This is a genomic window from Geothrix sp. (assembly GCF_049292215.1).
GTDB lineage: Bacteria > Acidobacteriota > Holophagae > Holophagales > Holophagaceae > Geothrix.
This window is the reverse complement of sequence record NZ_JBATQW010000087.1, coordinates 1-16,822: the sequence shown is the minus strand read 5'-3', so window position 1 is coordinate 16,822 and position 16,822 is coordinate 1. Positions and strand designations below refer to the sequence as shown.

The 16,822-nt window shown below is 67.3% G+C and carries 19 protein-coding genes and 2 tRNA genes; 12 read left to right on the top strand and 9 right to left on the bottom strand.

All coding sequences use genetic code 11. The annotated features are described in order from the left end of the window. The first annotated feature begins 39 nt into the window (after window positions 1–39). From atpD to WAS25_RS14560, 3 genes are all read left to right on the top strand, one after another. Window positions 40–1,461: a F0F1 ATP synthase subunit beta gene (gene atpD, locus WAS25_RS14570; RefSeq protein ID WP_291205099.1), complete on the top strand. Its 1,422-nt coding sequence runs from the start codon at window positions 40–42 to the stop codon at window positions 1,459–1,461. A gap of 61 nt (window positions 1,462–1,522) precedes the next feature. Further along, entirely contained in the window at window positions 1,523–1,945 is a 423-nt protein-coding gene (gene atpC / locus WAS25_RS14565) for an ATP synthase F1 subunit epsilon (protein ID WP_422313374.1), read from the top strand. A gap of 100 nt (window positions 1,946–2,045) precedes the next feature. Beyond that, window positions 2,046–2,402 carry an Hpt domain-containing protein gene (locus WAS25_RS14560; protein ID WP_422313372.1) on the top strand — a complete coding sequence of 119 codons (357 nt, stop codon included), beginning with the start codon at window positions 2,046–2,048 and terminating at the stop codon, window positions 2,400–2,402. Between the two features lie 4 nt (window positions 2,403–2,406). Here WAS25_RS14560 and WAS25_RS14555 read toward each other — a convergent pair whose 3' ends face one another. Both WAS25_RS14555 and WAS25_RS14550 read right to left on the bottom strand, forming a co-directional pair. Further along, a complete protein-coding gene (locus WAS25_RS14555; protein ID WP_422313370.1) occupies window positions 2,407–3,168 on the bottom strand; it encodes an MBL fold metallo-hydrolase in 762 nt (253 codons plus the stop codon). 77 nt (window positions 3,169–3,245) lie between these two features. Continuing rightward, window positions 3,246–3,818: a hypothetical protein gene (locus WAS25_RS14550; RefSeq protein WP_422313368.1), complete on the bottom strand. Its 573-nt coding sequence runs from the start codon at window positions 3,816–3,818 to the stop codon at window positions 3,246–3,248. 108 nt (window positions 3,819–3,926) lie between these two features. On the opposite strand from WAS25_RS14550, the gene WAS25_RS14545 reads away from it, so the two are divergent. Beyond that, entirely contained in the window at window positions 3,927–4,970 is a 1,044-nt protein-coding gene (locus tag WAS25_RS14545; RefSeq protein ID WP_422313366.1) for a tetratricopeptide repeat protein, read from the top strand. 99 nt (window positions 4,971–5,069) lie between these two features. After that, a complete protein-coding gene (locus WAS25_RS14540; protein ID WP_422313365.1) occupies window positions 5,070–5,948 on the top strand; it encodes a phosphoribosylaminoimidazolesuccinocarboxamide synthase in 879 nt (292 codons plus the stop codon). Here the strand turns inward: WAS25_RS14540 and WAS25_RS14535 are convergent. The 3 genes from WAS25_RS14535 to WAS25_RS14525 are packed head-to-tail and all read right to left on the bottom strand — an operon-like array spanning window position 5,887 to window position 9,763. After that, window positions 5,887–7,173, bottom strand: coding sequence for a M16 family metallopeptidase (locus tag WAS25_RS14535; RefSeq protein WP_422313364.1), 1,287 nt, complete (start codon window positions 7,171–7,173; stop codon window positions 5,887–5,889). The genes WAS25_RS14540 and WAS25_RS14535 overlap by 62 nt on opposite strands. Then, window positions 7,170–8,831: a M16 family metallopeptidase gene (locus tag WAS25_RS14530; protein WP_422313362.1), complete on the bottom strand. Its 1,662-nt coding sequence runs from the start codon at window positions 8,829–8,831 to the stop codon at window positions 7,170–7,172. Before WAS25_RS14530 ends, WAS25_RS14535 begins: the two co-directional genes overlap by 4 nt. A gap of 26 nt (window positions 8,832–8,857) precedes the next feature. After that, a complete protein-coding gene (locus WAS25_RS14525; RefSeq protein ID WP_422313360.1) occupies window positions 8,858–9,763 on the bottom strand; it encodes a DUF4097 family beta strand repeat-containing protein in 906 nt (301 codons plus the stop codon). 107 nt (window positions 9,764–9,870) lie between these two features. On the opposite strand from WAS25_RS14525, the gene WAS25_RS14520 reads away from it, so the two are divergent. Next, window positions 9,871–11,043 carry an acetyl-CoA C-acetyltransferase gene (locus WAS25_RS14520; protein ID WP_422313358.1) on the top strand — a complete coding sequence of 391 codons (1,173 nt, stop codon included), beginning with the start codon at window positions 9,871–9,873 and terminating at the stop codon, window positions 11,041–11,043. 3 nt (window positions 11,044–11,046) lie between these two features. Here the strand turns inward: WAS25_RS14520 and purU are convergent, their stop codons facing one another. After that, window positions 11,047–11,901, bottom strand: coding sequence for a formyltetrahydrofolate deformylase (gene purU, locus WAS25_RS14515; protein WP_422313356.1), 855 nt, complete (start codon window positions 11,899–11,901; stop codon window positions 11,047–11,049). 120 nt (window positions 11,902–12,021) lie between these two features. Here purU and ftsE point away from each other — a divergent pair, with 120 nt between their 5' ends. Then, window positions 12,022–12,708 carry a cell division ATP-binding protein FtsE gene (gene ftsE / locus WAS25_RS14510; RefSeq protein ID WP_422313354.1) on the top strand — a complete coding sequence of 229 codons (687 nt, stop codon included), beginning with the start codon at window positions 12,022–12,024 and terminating at the stop codon, window positions 12,706–12,708. Window positions 12,709–12,750: 42 nt separating this feature from the next. Further along, window positions 12,751–13,338, top strand: coding sequence for a ribosome biogenesis GTP-binding protein YihA/YsxC (gene yihA, locus WAS25_RS14505; protein WP_422313352.1), 588 nt, complete (start codon window positions 12,751–12,753; stop codon window positions 13,336–13,338). Here yihA and WAS25_RS14500 read toward each other — a convergent pair. Continuing rightward, the gene (locus WAS25_RS14500; protein ID WP_422313350.1) at window positions 13,335–14,405 is read right to left on the bottom strand and encodes a VanZ family protein; all 1,071 of its coding nucleotides are present in this window, start codon (window positions 14,403–14,405) and stop codon (window positions 13,335–13,337) included. The two genes, yihA and WAS25_RS14500, sit on opposite strands and share 4 nt — an antisense overlap. 133 nt (window positions 14,406–14,538) lie before the next feature. Between WAS25_RS14500 and WAS25_RS14495 the strand changes: the two genes are divergently transcribed. Further along, the gene (locus tag WAS25_RS14495) at window positions 14,539–14,811 is read left to right on the top strand and encodes a hypothetical protein (protein WP_422313348.1); all 273 of its coding nucleotides are present in this window, start codon (window positions 14,539–14,541) and stop codon (window positions 14,809–14,811) included. A gap of 101 nt (window positions 14,812–14,912) precedes the next feature. Further along, a complete protein-coding gene (locus tag WAS25_RS14490) occupies window positions 14,913–15,608 on the top strand; it encodes an SOS response-associated peptidase (RefSeq protein ID WP_422313346.1) in 696 nt (231 codons plus the stop codon). Window positions 15,609–15,707: 99 nt separating this feature from the next. Here the strand turns inward: WAS25_RS14490 and WAS25_RS14485 are convergent. Together WAS25_RS14485 and WAS25_RS14480 are read right to left on the bottom strand one after the other, a co-directional pair. Next, window positions 15,708–15,782 (bottom strand) — tRNA-Glu (locus WAS25_RS14485). Between the two features lie 17 nt (window positions 15,783–15,799). Beyond that, window positions 15,800–15,874 (bottom strand) — tRNA-Gln (locus tag WAS25_RS14480). A 92-nt stretch (window positions 15,875–15,966) separates the two neighbouring features. Here WAS25_RS14480 and WAS25_RS14475 point away from each other — a divergent pair. Then, a complete protein-coding gene (locus WAS25_RS14475; protein WP_422313344.1) occupies window positions 15,967–16,515 on the top strand; it encodes a hypothetical protein in 549 nt (182 codons plus the stop codon). Then, window positions 16,515–16,822, top strand: a 308-nt coding sequence (locus WAS25_RS14470; RefSeq protein ID WP_422313342.1) for a hypothetical protein, incomplete at its 3' end; no start/stop codon positions are given. The genes WAS25_RS14475 and WAS25_RS14470, both read left to right, overlap by 1 nt.

The window sequence follows — 16,822 nt, the reverse complement described above, 5'->3', positions numbered from 1 at the left end:
CGCTCGTCATTCGCGCCTAATTCCTTCGCCGAGGTCCCCATGTCCAACACCCTTCAAGGCCGCGTGATCGCCGTCGTCGGTCCCGCCGTGGACGTCGAATTCGACAGCCACCTCCCCTCGATCATGAACGCGCTGCATACCGACATCGGCGGCGCGCTGGTGACGCTGGAAGTGCAGCAGCACCTCGGCGAGAACCGCGTGCGCTGCGTGTCCATGCAGCCGACCGAGGGCATGGTGCGCGGCCAGATCGTGACCGACACCGGCAAGGCCATCAATGTGCCTGTGGGCCCCGAGACCCTAGGCCGCATCATCAACGTGGTGGGTGATCCCGTGGACGAGCGCGGCCCCATCGGCCACAAGATGACCCTGCCAATCCACCGCGAAGCTCCCAAGTACGAGGACCTGAACACCTCCTCCGAGATGTTCGAGACGGGGATCAAGGTCATCGACCTGCTGGAACCCTACGCGAAGGGCGGCAAGACGGGCCTCTTCGGCGGCGCCGGCGTGGGCAAGACCGTGCTGATCATGGAACTCATCAACAACATCGCCAAGGGCCATGGCGGCTACTCGGTGTTCGCCGGCGTTGGTGAGCGCACCCGCGAGGGCAACGACCTCTGGCACGAGATGATGGACAGCGGCGTCATCGACAAGAACGACCTCTCCAAGAGCAAGGTGGCGCTCATCTACGGCCAGATGACCGAGCCCCCCGGAGCCCGTGCCCGCGTGGCCCTGACCGGCCTCACCGTCGCCGAGTACTTCCGCGACGTGGAAGGCAAGGACGTGCTGCTCTTCGTGGACAACATCTTCCGCTTCACCCAGGCCGGCGCCGAAGTGTCCGCGCTGCTGGGCCGCATGCCTTCGGCTGTGGGCTACCAGCCCACCCTCGCCACGGAAATGGGCGAACTGCAGGAGCGCATCACCTCCACCAAGAAGGGCTCCATCACTTCAGTGCAGGCCGTGTACGTGCCCGCGGACGACTACACCGATCCTGCGCCCGCCACGACCTTCGCGCACCTGGACGCCACCACGAACCTCTCCCGTGAGATCGCGGCGCTCGGCATCTACCCCGCCGTGGATCCCCTGGCCTCCACCAGCCGCCTGCTGGACCCCCGCATCCTGGGCGAGCACCACTACAACACCGCCATGCGCGTGAAGGCGATCCTGCAGAAGTACAAGGAACTGCAGGACATCATCGCCATCCTGGGCATGGACGAGCTGTCCGACGACGACAAGCTCATCGTTGCCCGCGCCCGCAAGATCCAGCGCTTCCTCAGCCAGCCCTTCTTCGTGGCCGAGCAGTTCACGGGCATGTCCGGCAAGTACGTGAAGCTCGAGGACAGCATCAAGGGCTTCAGCGAGATCTGCGACGGCAAGTGGGACCACCTTCCCGAGCAGGCCTTCTACCTCGTGGGCACCATCGAGGAAGCCGTCGAGAAGGCTGAAAAGCTGGCTGCCGTCTAGTTTGTCCTTCTCCAACTCGGAATCCGCGCCTGTGGATTCCGAGCTTTGAAAAGAGCCTGCCATGTCCCAATCCATCAAGCTGGAAGTCGTCACCCCCGAGCGGCCGGTCTTCTCGGCCGAAGTGGCCGAGGTGCAGTTCCCCACGGCCGTCCGTGGCTACTACGGCATCCTGCCCGGCCATACGCCCGTCATGACCGAGGTGGGCGATGGCCTGCTCTACTACATCCAGGAAGGCCAGAAGCACTGGCTCACGGTGTTCGGCGGGTTCGCGGAGATCGGACCGGACCACGTGACCATCCTGGCCCGGGAGAGCGAGACCATGGACACGCTGGATCTGGAGCGGGCCGAGGCCTCCCGGCAGCGGGCCCTCAAGCTCCTCAAGGACGCCCAGACCGAGCACGACATGGCCGCGGCCCAGGCGAAGCTGAATGCCAGCCTGATCCGGCTACAGGCCGCGGGACATCCTGCAGGCCATGGGTTCTGAACCTGTTGTAATCGGGACCCCTGGTCGGTGAGCAGGTAGGGAATCACCCCGGAGACCGAACCTACCGATGGCCTTTTAAGGCATCCCCCAGGAGCGCGCCTTGAACGACCTGCCGGTCCTCGATCCCCAGCCGCTGCGTGACCTTCTCGACCTCGGGGCTTCCCTAGTGCTGGTCCAGGAGCTGATCACCCTCTACCAGGAGGATGTGCCCGCACGGCTGGTCCTGCTGCAGAGGGCGCTGTGCGCCCGGGATGCCGAGCAGACCATGATGGAGGCCCACCAGCTAAAGGGGGCACTAAGCAACCTGGGCCTGGTGCGCTTTGCTGACCTTACAGCGCGCATGGAGATGGGGGCCCGGGATGGGCAGCTGGAGAGCCTGCCTGTTCTCGCGGAGGGCTTGCCGGGTGCCTACGGGGAAGCGCTTGTGGCCCTGACTTCCGAATTCCCCCCGGGCTGATTCCCTACCAGGAGATGCGCTCGTCCTGGCCGAGCAGGCTCACTCTGGGATCTCCGAGGGCCTGGAGCTGCGGCAGCATGGTGGCCTTGTCTCCGGGGGTCAGGTGGTAGATCCTCACCGGCACGTTGCGCTGCAGCTTCTTCAGCTCGGCGCCCAGCTTCGCGGGCGTGAGGTGCTTGGAGGCTTCCGCCAGGCTGGCCTGCTCATTGGGGAAGCTGGCTTCGGTGATGACGAGCCGCAGGTTCGGCGTGGCGTTGGCGAACGTCCAGATCCGCTCGGTCTCCGCGGTGTCGCTGGTGAAGATGAAAGCGTCCTTGCCGTCGTCAACCTTGTAGCCCACGCAGGGCACCAGGTGATTCACGCGGATTGGCGTGATGCGCAACCCGCAGACGTCGTAGCTGTATTCCGGTTCGAGTTCCAGGTAGCGGATGGTGGGATCGTTCGGGCTCGGGATCACGCTGAAGTCGGGCCAAAGCTCATCGTTGAAGAGGTGCCGCCTCAGCACGTCCAAGGTCTCGGGCAGGGCGTGGATCTCCACCGCCTCATGGGTGCGACCGAAGATGTTCTTGGTGAAGAAGGGCAGGGTGCAGATGTGATCCAGGTGCGAGTGGCTGAGGAACACATGCTGGATCTTGACCTGCTCCTCCACGGTCAGGGCCGCGGTGATGGAACCGGCATCGATGGCCACGCAGCCGTTCACAAGCAGACCCGTCAGGCGCTCGCCATCAGCCTCCCCGCCGCTGCAGCCCAGGATCCGGAGTTCCATCATCCCTCGGTGAAAGTGCCCTTATGATACGAAAAAGGGGCGCCCTGGGGCGCCCCTTTCAATGGGACCGGCCCGCCTCAGAACCGGATGCCGCCGTAGATGCCGATCTGCACCTGGGGAGCAAGAGCATCCGTCAGATCCTTGGCCGTGGTCGTGGAGTCCTTCTTGGAGAGGGGTGCCGCCACTTCGAGGAGGAAGAACGGGCTCACGATTGGTGTGGGAATGCTGAAGCCAACGTTGACCCGGGCCCAGGGGCGGCCGAGGGTGCTGTCGGTGCTGGCGCCCGTGGAGGGACGGAAGGTCAGCTTCTCCGAGCGGTACTCCACGCCGGCGCCCACATTGACCAGGAGCTTCCAGTTCACCATGGCGCCCGCAGCCCAGTACTGATTCTCGAGTTCTCCGAAGTTGGTGCCGCCGTAGGTCAGGTCACCCTTGGTCTTGTTGTGCCAAGTAGCGTTCAACTGCAGGGCGGCAATCTTCAAGTCCAGGATGTCGAAGCCACCCCGGATACCGAGGCCCGTCGGGCTGACGGCATCGTACTTCTGGGTGCTGTAGCCGCTGGCCGTCTGAGCCTTTCCGGCCTGCTTATCGATCAGCAGACCCACTTCCCCTGCCGCAACCGGCAGGACGGCCAGCAAAGACACGAGCAACAGCCTCCTTCGCATGGCATCCCCCGATCATCTGAATACTGCATGATCAGTCCTGGTTCGGGGCCGGTCAACCTCCTTTGGATCTAGATCTTTGTTAATCTCACCTTTATGCGGGCCCACCTGCGATTCCTGATCCTGGATGACTTCGATCCCGACACCGGGGAGCTGGCCTTGCGTGTGGCCTTCCAGCCGGGGCCCGAACCTGGGCTGGAGCTATTGAGGCTCCGCTTGCACCTGGGAAGGGCCGGGAACCACCTGGACCCCCTGACCCGGGAGCTGCGCACCCATGTCCAGATGCCCCTGCCGCCGCTCTGGGAGCATGGCCTGAAGACGATCATCCACGCCATCGAGGAGGAACTGGCGGGGCCCGACGGGCGCAATGCCCTGCGCTACCTGTGGGTTCGCACCCAGCTGCTCCACCCTGCAGAATCGGCCCGGTCCACCCCCAACCATCCGGTGCCCCGCCAGGTGGAGATCCTGCGCGACTGGGCCCACCGGCTGGACCAGGAAGGGCAGACCCTCAGGGCTGCGGAGATCCTGGACCGCCTGCTCCTCCTCGCACCGCGGGATGTGACCTCGCTCGCCTACCTGACGGGGTTCTTCCGGTCCCAGGGCATGGCCGAGGAGATGGCGGCGGTGGCCGAGCGGTGGCTAAAGGCGGAGCCAGGGCGGGTGGAGGCCAGGCTGCGGCAGGGCGAGGCCCTGGTCCGGCTGGGGCGGGTCCAGGAGGCCAGGGCCGCCTTCGAGGCGGTGCTCAAGGTCCATCCCGTCCACCTGCTGGCCCACCTCGGCATGGCCCAGGCGCTGGCCCTCATGGGGGGGAATCCCTTTCCCCACCTGGATGCCGCCCAGGAACTGGACCCCGGTGCCACGGCCTCGGTTCTGAGGGAGACCTTCGACTACCGGCTCATGAGTGCCCCAGCGGGAGATCGCAGCTATGACCTGGAAGGCCTTCCCGCCCTCCTGGGTGTCTCGGGTGCCGAGGTCCAGGACTACCTCCAGTTCCTGGGCCTGCCCCTGGCCGGCTCGGATGGCTCGGTGCGCGAATCCGAGCTGGCCCGCTGGGTGGGGGTGATGAACCGCTATGCCCTGCTGCCCGGCGGATTGAACTGGTCGGCGCCTACGCCGAGGCGGCTCCCGGAGCTTGGATAGCGTTCAAGCCCAGGGCCGCGTCCGCTGTCCAACCTCCAGGGTGCGACCCCCCTGGGCTGATCTGCGATGATGGACCTTTTCCGATTTTCGGAGTGTCCCATGTCCATCCTGCTCAGCACCGATCTCCCGTTTCCGGTCTTCCGCCGGGGCAAGGTGCGGGACGTCTATGACCTGGGGAAGCAGCTGCTCATCGTGGCCTCCGATCGCATCAGCGCCTTCGACTGCGTGATGCCTGAGGGCATCCCCGACAAGGGGCGGATCCTCACCGCGGTGGCGTCCTACTGGATGGCGGCGACCGAGGACCTCGTGCCCAACCACTTCCGCGGCAACCAGACCTGGCCTGAGGCGGTGGTCCCCTACCGCGACGCCCTGGCTGGCCGGGCCGTGGTGGTGGAGAAGACCCGCCCCCTGCCGATCGAGTGCGTGGTGCGCGGCTACCTCGCGGGCAGCGGTTGGAAGGAATACCAGGCCAATGGGATGGTCTGTGGCGTGCCGCTCCCCGCAGGGTTGAAGCTCGCGGACCGGCTGCCCGAGCCCATCTTCACGCCGTCCACCAAGGCCGAGGAAGGCCATGACGAAAACATCTCCTTCGACCGCATGGCCGACATCGTGGGGCAGGGGCTGGCAGGCAAGCTGCGGGACCTGAGCCTGGCCCTCTACCGGCGCGGGGCGGAGTTGGCCGCCCAGCGGGGCATCCTGCTCGCGGACACGAAGTTCGAGTTCGGGCTCAGCGAGGCGGGGGAACTGATCCTGATCGACGAGGCCCTCACCCCGGACAGCAGCCGCTACTGGCTGGCGGATCGCTGGGCCCCGGGGAAGAACCCGCCGAGCCTCGACAAGCAGTTCCTTCGGGACTACCTCGAGACCCTGGTGGATTGGGACAAGCAGCCCCCGGCTCCCCACCTTCCCGGCGAGGTCATTGAAGGGGTCCGGGCCCGTTACCTGGATCTGGCTTCACGGTTTGGAATCCAGGTTTAGGCAGGGACGCCAGCCGCTCGCTGTTCCCTGCGGCCCCGAAGCGAGCCCGCCCGGGCTCCAGCCAGGCCCGGAGGGCAGCATTCAGCTGATCCAGGGTCAGGGCATTCATGCGGTCCACCGTGGCACCCCGATTCGCGGCCTGGGCCAGGACCTCGTCCAGCTGGGCTTCCGCATCCAGGGAAGCCAGGCTGCGGCCCGCCGCCCAGGCGGTCCGGGCCCGCTCCAGGTCTGCAGCTGTGAACCCCCGTTGGCGAAGGGACTCGAGGCGGTCCTGGAGGGTGGACCAGGCCGCGACCCCGGTCATCTCCGGCCCGGCATCGAGGGTGGCCAGCAGGCCTTCCGCCCGCCAGGCGAGTGAGGCAGGAAAGCAGACGGATGCTCCCGTGACCAGCAGGGAGATCAGACTCGCTGGCTCCGGCGCGAGGCCGGTCGGCCGGGGCAGGACGGCCTGGAGGCGGAGCCCCGCTCCGGGCGCAACGATGCGCGGAGGCTCGGGTTGAGGTCCCTGGGGTCGGGAGGGGGGCGTGTTCGTGGGAACAGCCGACGGGGGCGGTTCCTGGGCGGTCCAGGTCCCCAGGCTCAGCAGCACCAGCCGCTTGGCCTGCTCCAGCCCCACATCGCCATGGATCATGAGCAGTGCCCGGTCCGGCCGGAACACCTTCGCCCGGAACATGAGCAGGTCGTCCAGGGTGATGGCCCCCAGGCTGGCGATGCTCGGCAGCGTGCCGGGATCCTGGAGGAGGGCGGCTTCCAGTCGTCCAAAGGGCGGTGCATCCAGCCGCTCCACCTGACGCCAGCAGGCCAGCCGCTGGGTCTCCAGAACCATGGGGTCGAAGACTGTCCGGAGGAGCCGGTCCGCCAGCAGTCCCAGGGCCCGGTCCTGGTCCCTGCTGCGGGCTGCCAGCCGCCACTCCACGGCAGTGGGTGCGCTGGTGGCATGGAGCAGGATCCCCGAATCCGCGAGCAGGCGGTCGAATGCCTCCGCCTTCAGATCGGCGGCGTCCGAGTGGAGGAACATCCGCATCGCCAGCAGGGCCAGTCCCTGGTGATCGGCAGGAGTGTCACCCGGTGCGAGGTCCAGGTGGAGCCGCACCCGGACTACGGGATGCTCATGGTCCTCCAGGTGGATCACCCGCAGACCGTTGGGCAGGGTGAATCGCTGAGGGCCCGGCTGCGCCAGAAGGGCGCACGAGGAGGCGAATCCGGCTAGGAGGAACCGCCTCATGGTTTCTCCGGCGTGAGCTGGGCTTCGAGCAGCTTCAGGGTGCGCTGGCGCTCTTCGGGATTCAGCATGCGAAGCTGCCGGAGCCCTTCGGACACGAGCCGCTCCCGCTGGGCCGGGTCCTGGATGCGAAGGGCTGCCAGGGAGTGGAGGACCCGGCTCATCTCCGTTTCGAGCGGGTTGAGGGGGCCGCCAGGGGTGGGCTCCAGCAGCACGGTGGTCCGGTGGCTCGGCTTCAGCCACCCGCGGGCGGCAGCCTGGACGGACTCGGGCGTCAGGGTGCGGAGGCGCTGGGCCTCCGATTCCATAAGCCGCCAGTCTCCACCCTCCGCCCAGGCCCGGCCGAGGGCGCGGGCCAGGGCGGCCGGCTCGTCGAGCATCCGGACGTGGTCCGCCTCCAACTGGGCGACGGCCCGCAGCCATTCGTCAGGGGGGATCGGATCCTGGTGGAGGCGGAGGATCTCGCTGTGCAGGGCGCCCTCCACCTCCGCCAGGCTGTGGCCATCGGCGGGTCTCAAGCCGACCATCAGCAGGCCCGGAAGCCTGCCGCCCGGCAAATCCATGCGGACGTCCACCTGCTGGACCAGGGCCTTCTGCCGCATCAGGCGGCTTTCGAGGCGGGCGGTGCGGCCACCTCCCAGCAGCTGCGCGGCCAGGCGCAGGGGCAGGTGATCCGGATGCCGACGGGCCGGAATGCGCCAGGCGGACAATAGGTTGGGCGAGCCGCCCAGGGCGGCCTGTACACGCCGGTCCCCGAGGTCGGCGGGGATCTCCGGCAGCAGCGCGTCCTCACCCTCGGGAGGCGCAGGCAGGTTGCCCAGGTGGCGCTCCAGCGCGGGGAGGGCGCCGTCCAGGCTCAACCCGCCGATGATGATCACCAGCAGGCGGTCCGGCCGCAGGGCGCGCCTGGCGTGGGTGCGCAGGTCCGACCAGCGCAGGGCCTCCAGGGAGGGCAGGTGGTCCGTCAGATCGCGACCGTAGGGATGGCCGGGCAGGGCCGCGCCGCGCAGCAGGGCCAGGCCCTGGGCGCCCTGGGCGCGGAGCTCGGTGGTGAGGGTGGCGCGGACCTGCGAGAACCGGCTGAGCTGGATAGAGCGGAGGCGCTGGGCCTCGGTGTGGCACCAGAACTCGAAGGCCTCCTGGGGCAGTTCTGTGTGGGCGAGCAGGGCGTCGGCGGTGGCCTCGGCCGTCTGGCGGCCGCCCCGGGCAGCATAGAGGTCGGCCAGCGGAGAAGGCGAGAACAGCGCCCGCAGGCGGGTCTGGACCGCGCCGAGGTGGCTCTCCAGGGCAGGCAGGGCCGACGAGTTCGCAGGATCCTGCCGCAGGCGGAGCCGCTCGAGGCGAAGGGCTTCCAGGAGCCCCTCCTCCTGCTTGAGCAGGGCCTCCAGGCCGGACGCGGCTTTCGGAGCATCCAGGTCCTCGGGCCAGGTGGTCCCGTAGAGGGTGCGGGCCAGCAGGTTCATGGCCCCCGCGGTTGTCGCGGATTCCTCGGCCCAGCCCTCCCGGAAGACCAGGGTGGCGTGGAGGGCGGACATGCCCCTCCGCTCCACCAGCAGCAGGCGGACCCCATTGGCCAGGCGCCGCTCCTGCACGTCGGTCAGGCGGGGCGTCTGGGCCTGGAGGGCAAGAAGCGAGAGGAGGACGGCAACCAGCAGGCGCATGGTTCCCAGAGTACTACCTCACCGTCCTACTTGACCCGGATGCTGCCGTTGGTGGTCTCGAGGCGGATCGTCTGGGCGCGGCCGGGCACCTTCACGTGGGCGCTGTGCTTGGTCTGCTCGATCACCTGGGCGCCGGTGACCTTGACCTCCAGCGAGCCGTTGCTGTTCTCGGCGTGCAAGTCCCCCGTGGCCTTGCCCAGCTCCACCTCGATGCTGCCGTTGGTGGATTCCAGGTGGATGCCCTCGCCCCAGCCATCGAGGTTGTGGGCGCGGATGCTGCCGTTGGTGGTCTCGAGGCGGATGCCACCGTCCACATCCTCGAGGATAATCCGGCCGTTGGTGGTGCTGCCCTTCAGTCGGGCCGAGAGGCCCCGGGCCTCGATGGGGCCGTTGGTGGTGTCCACATGGACCTCGCCCCGGATGTGGGTGACGACGATGCTGCCATTGGTGGCTTCGCAGCGGGCGTAGCCTTCCAAATTCTCGGCCGATACGGTGCCGTTGGTGGTCCGGAAGTGCCCCTGCAGCTTGCGGGGGACCATGAGGGTCATCTCGCAGCGGGGACTCTTGTAGACACCGAAGCTCCAGGAGGGCTGCTGGAAGATGGCCTCGATGTCGAGGTCGGCGCCCTTCCGCTGGAGGATCAGGTCCACCCTCCGCTTGGCGCTGTCCCGGATCTTGGCGGTGAGGGCGACCTCGTCCTTGTCCCAGCCGATGACCCGGATGCCACCGTTCCGGTTCTTCACCCAGAGCTTCGAGCCCATGGCCAGCTTCTCGGTTCGCTGCTCCGTGCGGGAGTCGGTGGGGAAGTCCACGCCGATCACTGGGGCCGGTGGCTCCGGAGGGGCGGGCGGCGGCGGCGGCGGGGGAGGCGCCTGGGCCAGCAGGGCGGTCCCGATGAGCAGAAGGGGAATCCAGCGGCGAAGGACGGTCATGGTGGCTCCCGTGGGAGAAAGATCCAGGGCGGGCCTGGGTAGGCTGTTCACGAGCCTGGGGTGGGAAGGTTTAGTCACGATACCCTGGAACTTCCTAGGAGTGCCCCATGTCCACGTACATCCTCTCCGCCACCCGCACGGCCGTCGGAACCTTCGGGGGGGCCCTCAAGCCGCTATCTGCGGTCCAGTTGGGTGCCCTCGCCATCACCGAGGCCCTGGCCCGGGCAGAGGTTGCCGCCGAACAGGTGGGCGACGTGGTGCTGGGCAACGTGCTGCAGGCCGGGAGCGGCCAGAACGTCGCCCGTCTCGCGGCCCTGAAGGCGGGGCTGTCCTTTGCCACCCCCGCCCACACGCCTAACCAGGTCTGCGGCTCGGGCCTCAAGGCCATCTCGCTGGGCGCCCAGTCCATCGCCATAGGCGATGCCGACCTGGTGGTGGCCGGCGGCACCGAGAGCATGTCCAACGCCCCCTACTTGCTACCATCCGCCCGCTGGGGCGCCCGGATGGGCGATGCCAAGCTCATCGACAGCATGATCCAGGACGGCCTCTGGTGCGGCCACGGGGATACCCACATGGGCATCACCGCGGAGAACGTCGCCGCCAAGCACGGGCTCACCCGCGAGGCCCAGGATGCCTTCGCCCTTGCCAGCCAGTTGAAGGCCGCGGCCGCCCAGGCGGCCGGCGCTTTCGACCGCGAGGTCTTCGCCGTGACCCTGGCCGGGAAGAAGGGCGACACGGTCTTCAACCGGGACGAGTACATCAAAACCGACGCCACGGCCGAGGGTCTGGCCAAGCTGCGCCCGGCCTTCAAGAAGGACGGCACGGTGACCGCGGGCAACGCCAGCGGCATCAACGATGGCGCCGCGGCTCTGGTGTTGGCCTCCGAGGCCGCAGCCAAGGTACGCAAACCCATCGCCCGCATCCTCGGCTTCGCGCAGGCCGGTGTGGACCCCGCCACCATGGGCCTCGGCCCCGTGCCCGCCATCCAGAAGCTGCTGGCCAAGACCGGCGTGAGGCTTCAGGACATCGACCTCTTCGAGCTGAACGAGGCCTTCGCCGCCCAGAGCCTCGGCGTGCTGGCGGAGCTGCCGGACCTCGATCCCGCCAAGGTGAACCTTCGTGGCGGCGCCATCGCCATCGGCCACCCCATCGGCGCCAGCGGCACCCGCATCCTGGTGACCCTCCTGCATCTGCTCCAGGATGAGAACAAAAAGCTCGGCCTCGCGGCTCTGTGTGTGGGCGGCGGGCAGGGCGTGGCGATGCTGGTGGAACGGCTCTAACCGCTACTCAAACACCACCGTCTTGTTCCCGTAGGTGAGCACCCGGTGCTGGAGGTGCAGCCGCACGGCCCGGGAGAGGGCGAGGCGCTCCATGTCCTTGCCCTTGCGCACCAGATCCTCGACGGTGTCGCGGTGGCTCACGCGGACCACGTCCTGGTCGATGATCGGCCCCGAGTCGAGATCCGGCGTGACGTAGTGGGCCGTGGCGCCGATGAGCTTCACGCCCCGGGCATGGGCCTGGTGGTAGGGCTGGGCCCCGGCGAAGGCGGGCAGGAAGCTGTGGTGGATGTTGATGACCGACGGGAAGGCGCCCAGAAAGTCAGGGCTGAGCACCTGCATGTACTTGGCGAGGATCACCAGGTCCACCCGCTCGGCACGGAGCAGGGCCAGCTCCTGCGCCTCGGCCTCGGCCTTGGTCTCTCGGGTGATCGGCACCACATGGAAGGGGATGCCCAGGGGCTCCACATGGCGACCCAGCGTGGGATGGTTGCTGAGCACAAAGGCGATCTCGGCCCCCAACTCGCCCGCCTGGTGCCGCCAGAGCAGGTCCAGGAGGCAGTGTTCCTGTCGGCTGCACCAGAGGGCGATGCGGGGCACGACGTCCGAGAAGTGAAGCTCCCAGTGCCCGCCCATGGGGTCGGCGATGGCCGCGAGGCTCGCCCGGAGCCCCGCGCGGTCCAGGTCCAACCCCGCGACCTCCACTTCGATGCGGCCCAGGAAGCGGCCAGCTTGAAGGTCCGAGTGGTGGTCCGAATCGACGATGTTGCCGCCGTGCTGGTACAGGAACCCGGCCAGGCGGGCCACGATGCCCTTCTGGTCCGGGCAGGAGATGAGGAAGATGGCCGTCGGATTGGACATGACCCATTTCACCCTGGGCGACCCGGAACCACAATTCATGCGCCCGGGACGTCGATGACCTGGGTGGGATCCATCCAATCTGCGGCCATCAGCGCCATCTGCGGTTTAATGGTCCTTGCCATGATCACGCTCACCCATGTCGGCAAGCAGTACGACCGCATCCATACCGCCCTGGCGGATGTGAGCTTCAGCATCGACTCCGGGGAGTTCGTGTTCCTCACGGGGCCCAGCGGCGCGGGGAAGTCCACCCTGCTGAAGCTGCTCTTCCGCGAGCAGGTCCCCAGCAGCGGCGAGATCCAGATGGCGGGGCACCGGCTCGCTTCCATGGTCGAGAATGAGATCCCCCTCCTGCGCCGCAAGCTGGGCGTGGTCTTCCAGGACTTCAAGCTCATCCGGAGCCGCACCATCTTTGAGAATGTCTCCTTCGTGCTGAAGGTGCTGGGCGTCAGCGCCGCCGAGCAGAAGCAGCGCACCTTCCGCGCCCTGAAGATGGTGGGACTCCAGCACAAGCTCAGCAGCTATCCCCTGCAGCTCTCCGGCGGCGAGCAGCAGCGCGTGGCCATCGCCCGGGCTCTGGTCAATGATCCCCTTGTGCTGCTGGCCGACGAGCCCACGGGCAACCTGGATCCCGACCTCGCCCACGAGATCATGGCCCTCTTCGAGCGCATCAACGGTCAGGGCACCACGGTCATTGTGGCCACCCACGACCGCAGCCTCATCCAGCGCATGCGCAAGCGCGTCATCGGCCTGGACCACGGCCGCATAGCCTTCGACCAGCCCGCGCCCACGAGCCTCGTGACCGTGTGAGGAGCCGTTGGCGGTAGGCTGAAGGCAGCAGATTGGAATCCCATGGCCCAGCCCCTCACCGATGCCCGTTTCGTCACCTCCGCCGCCGATGCCCGGAAGCTGGGCATCTGCCACGCGGAAGTGGCCTTCGTGGGGCGCAGCAACGTGGGGAAGTCCTCGCTGCTGAACGCCCTGGCCAACCAGAATCAGCTGGCGCGCGTCTCTAAGACGCCCGGCCGCACCCGGCTCATCAACGTGTTCCTCACGGGACCCGACCGCTGGATCGTGGACCTGCCGGGCTACGGCTTCGCCAAGGGCCCAGCCGCCGAGCGGGCCACTTGGCAGGCCATGGTGGAGGGCTACCTCACGGGCCGTCCGACCCTGCGCATGGTCTTCGTGCTGGTGGACGCGGAGGTGGGCCCCACGAAGCTGGATCACGCCATGATCGAGTGGCTTCGGCTCGAGAACCTGCCCCACCGCATCGTGGCCACCAAGAGCGACCAGGTGAAGCCGAGCAAGGCCCTCAAGCAGCGCAAGGATGTGGCTGCGGACTTGGGCCTGCAGGCCGCAGACATCGCCTGGGTGAGCGCCGCGAAGGGCCTCGGTATTCCCGAGCTGCGCCGAGAAGTGGCCGACCTGCTGGACCTCTAGAGCGGATCCACCTTTCCGCTGCGCCACACCATGAACCGCCCCTCGTGGGCCCAGGGCAGGGCGATGCCATTGGCTTCGACTTCGTGGGTGTGGAAGTGGCCTGTGAGGAAGGTCGTGCCTGGATGTGCCTTGGCGGCGAGGCGGAAGGCCTCCCTCGGGAAGGCCAGCTTGTACGTGCTGTTGGTGGTGCGGAGCTTCCGCTCCATCCAGGCGGAGACCCGGTGGGCGGTGCTTCCCGGCATCCAGCGGAACAGCAGCCAGAGGGGGCCGGAGCGGGAGACCAGGTTCCAGAGCCGGTATTGGCGGTCGGCGGTGTTGATGAGGTCGCCGTGTTCCCAGGCAAGGGCCTCGCCCTCGAGCCTGCCGCCGATGCCCTCGCCCATGAGGTCAAAGCCGTTAGCATGCCGCTCCAGGAAGTACTCGCGGTTGCCTAGCCAGAGGCCCACCCAGCGGCCCGCGGTCCGACGGTCCCGAACCCAGTGGAGAAAGGCTCCCTGGGCCGCGGTCTCCATGCCGGGCATCCCGACCCACACATCGAACACATCGCCGAGGAACAGCCAGTCGGCCTCCGGGAAGCGCGCGGTGGCAGCTTCGAGACCCGTGAGCTCCGCCGCCCAGTGGGGATCGGCCACCAGGATCAGGTCCCGAGTCGGATCAGAACGCCGGGTCGTGCCGCGCCACCATGACAGAGCCGCCAGGCGGCGGGTGAACAGCATGTGGACGCTCCCGGCCAGCAGCCCGAGACCGCCCCCCAGGGCATCAGCCACCCAGTCACCGAACTCACAGGCCCGGCCGGGCACGAAGGACTGGTGCCACTCGTCGGCGGCCCCGAACAACGCCACCATCCCGAAGACCAGCAGGTGCCTCCGATACATGGGCAGGTCAGGCCGGTTGTGGCGGAGAGCCAGGTCCACGGCCCAGGCAAGAAACCCGAACACGCTGGCATGGACCACCTTGTCCAGGGGCGGAGGCAGGTGGATGCCGCCTGGATAGTGGGACTGGCCGCTCAGCCAGACGATGGTCGCGGCCACCGCCAGGGGAAGGATCCAGAGCCAACGCATGCGCATGTCCCATCCAAACACAGGCCGGGCCTGGACGCGAACCCGGCAGCGGCAGGAGGGCAGAAACGACCCATTGGTGGCCTTTTCAAGCCGCTTCTTAACATCAATTAACTTGTGAACCGATCCGTCGGATGACCAGATGGAAGCAGAGGTTTCTGTGCAGCTGACATCCCATGACCGTTGCGTGCTCCACCTGGCATCCCGGGATGCCGAGGGGCGCCTCGCCTTCGACCTCGACGAGGAGGGCGTGATCACGCTGTTGGCCAAGGGGGAGACGCAGGCTGTGCCGGCCGAGGAGTCCCTCCAGAAGCTGGAGGAGGGCGGACTGCTGAGCCGGGGCCTCTGCCGAACCTACGTGCTGACGCCGAAGGGCTGGGAAGCGGTGCGAGAACTGGTGGAACTGGCTTCCTGATCCCGCCCTCTCACAGCGGGAACGGGTGATCCAGGGTGGCCTGGCGCTAGGCATGCAGGTGGAGCCTCCAGTCTCTGCCTCACAGCCCACTTCCAGCGGAAGTGAGAGCAGCCACGGGCTACCCTGATCTCATGTGCGGTCGTTACACCTTCACCTTCAATGCCAAGGATCTGGCGGAAGCCTTCGGCATGGTCCCCTTCGGCTTCGACATCGTCCGTGGCCACAACATCGCTCCCGGTCAGTACATCGTCATCGTGCGGCCGGAGAAGGGCGAGCGCGTGCCGGATGTGGCGTTCTGGGGCCTCATCCCCGGCTGGGTCAAGGATCCCAACGCCTTCTCGAAGCCGATCAACGCCAGGGCCGAGACCCTGACCGAAAAGCCATCCTTCCGCACGGCCTTCAAGCGGAAGCGGTGCATCATCCCGGCCTCCGGGTTCTATGAGTGGAAAGTCGAGGGCAGGGAGAAACAGCCCTTCTACATCCACCCGGCCGAGGGAGACCTCTTCGCCTTCGCAGGTCTCATGGAGGACTGGCAGGGGCCCAACGGTGAGGTGATGGTCAGCGCCTGCATCATCACCACGGAACCCAACCAGGTGATGGCCGGCATCCACAACCGCATGCCGGTGATCCTGCCGAAGGAAGCCTGGGGCCTCTGGCTGGACCCGGCCGCCCAGGTCCGTGAGGTCCAGCCTCTGCTGGTTCCCTTCCCCGCCGAGCAGATGCTCGCCCACCCGGTGGGAAAGGCCGTCGGGAACATCCGGAACGATGGACCGGAGCTGATCCTGCCTCTGGCCTGAACGAGCTCGCCCCGCCTCTGCTTCGTGACGGTTGGCTGTTCGAGGGTGGATATTTCCCCTTAAAAACACGAAGAGCCTAGATTTCTCTAGGCTCTTTGCTGGTAGTCCCAAGGGGAATCGAACCCCTGTTCCCGCCGTGAGAGGGCGGTGTACTAACCGCTATACGATGGGACCACTGAACAAGTTGTGAATGGTTGGGGAGGAAGGATTTGAACCCTCACCTGACGGTACCAGAAACCGTTGTCCTACCATTAGACCACTCCCCAACGAGTGGAATAACCAATGTACCAGGAGCGGGACAAAAGGCAAGGCCCGGTTCCGCCGATGGGGATGTAGCCTTCCCGGCAGAGGTGTCTTCATGGCAGATCCCATCAAGCTCGCATACTTCATGGCCGTCAAGGAGGGCGCGAGCTACCTCGGCGGTCTCCTGGTCACGGACACCTCCGGAATCCCACTGGACTTTCGTTACACCGAGCCCATCACGCCGACGCGGCTGCAGAGCATCCTCTACGGCAAGTCGCTGGAGCCCCACCTCAAAGAGGAGGTCATCCAGAAGACGCTGCTGAAGGAGCTGAAGACGCCGCCCGACCTCTTCATCCTCAGCGCCACGGAGCTGGCCGGAGGCTGGACCGGTGACTTGAAATACCCCGTCCTGGCGGTGCAGAAGAGCCAGGAATCCCCGCTCTCGAAGGTGGGCGATACCTTCCGGGCCGGACCTCGGGAGCTGCTCATCCAGCTGGCCGAGGGGGCCGCCCCGCTGCGCGTGATGTTCGCCGCTGCGGTGGAGCCCGCGGCCCAGGAGCAGGCGGTGGGTAAGCTGCTGGAGGCGGGCTACCACATGGACCTGGCCGAGCCCCTGGAGCGCGTCACGGCTGCGTTGCAGAGTCTGGTCGTGAAGGAATCCTGATGTTCGGCCGCGTGAAGGAGGCGATGGCGGACGCGGCGGAGACGCTGCGGCAGGCCTTCGCGGGGCTCAAGGTGGTGGAAGTCACGGCGGAGCCCTTCCAGCCGAAGACCCGTGGCACCGAGGTGCTGGGTGCCGAGGCCCGGACCGGTCTGGAACCTCCTGTCACGGCCTGCCGGGAGATGCAGCGCCTGACTGAAGCCACCGAGGCGAGGGCCCTGGAGCCCTTCCAGGCCGCGCTCTGCGCCGAGGCCGGCTGGGCGCGTTGGGGCGCCGAGGCTGAGGTGGTCCGCATGACGCCACTGGCGGG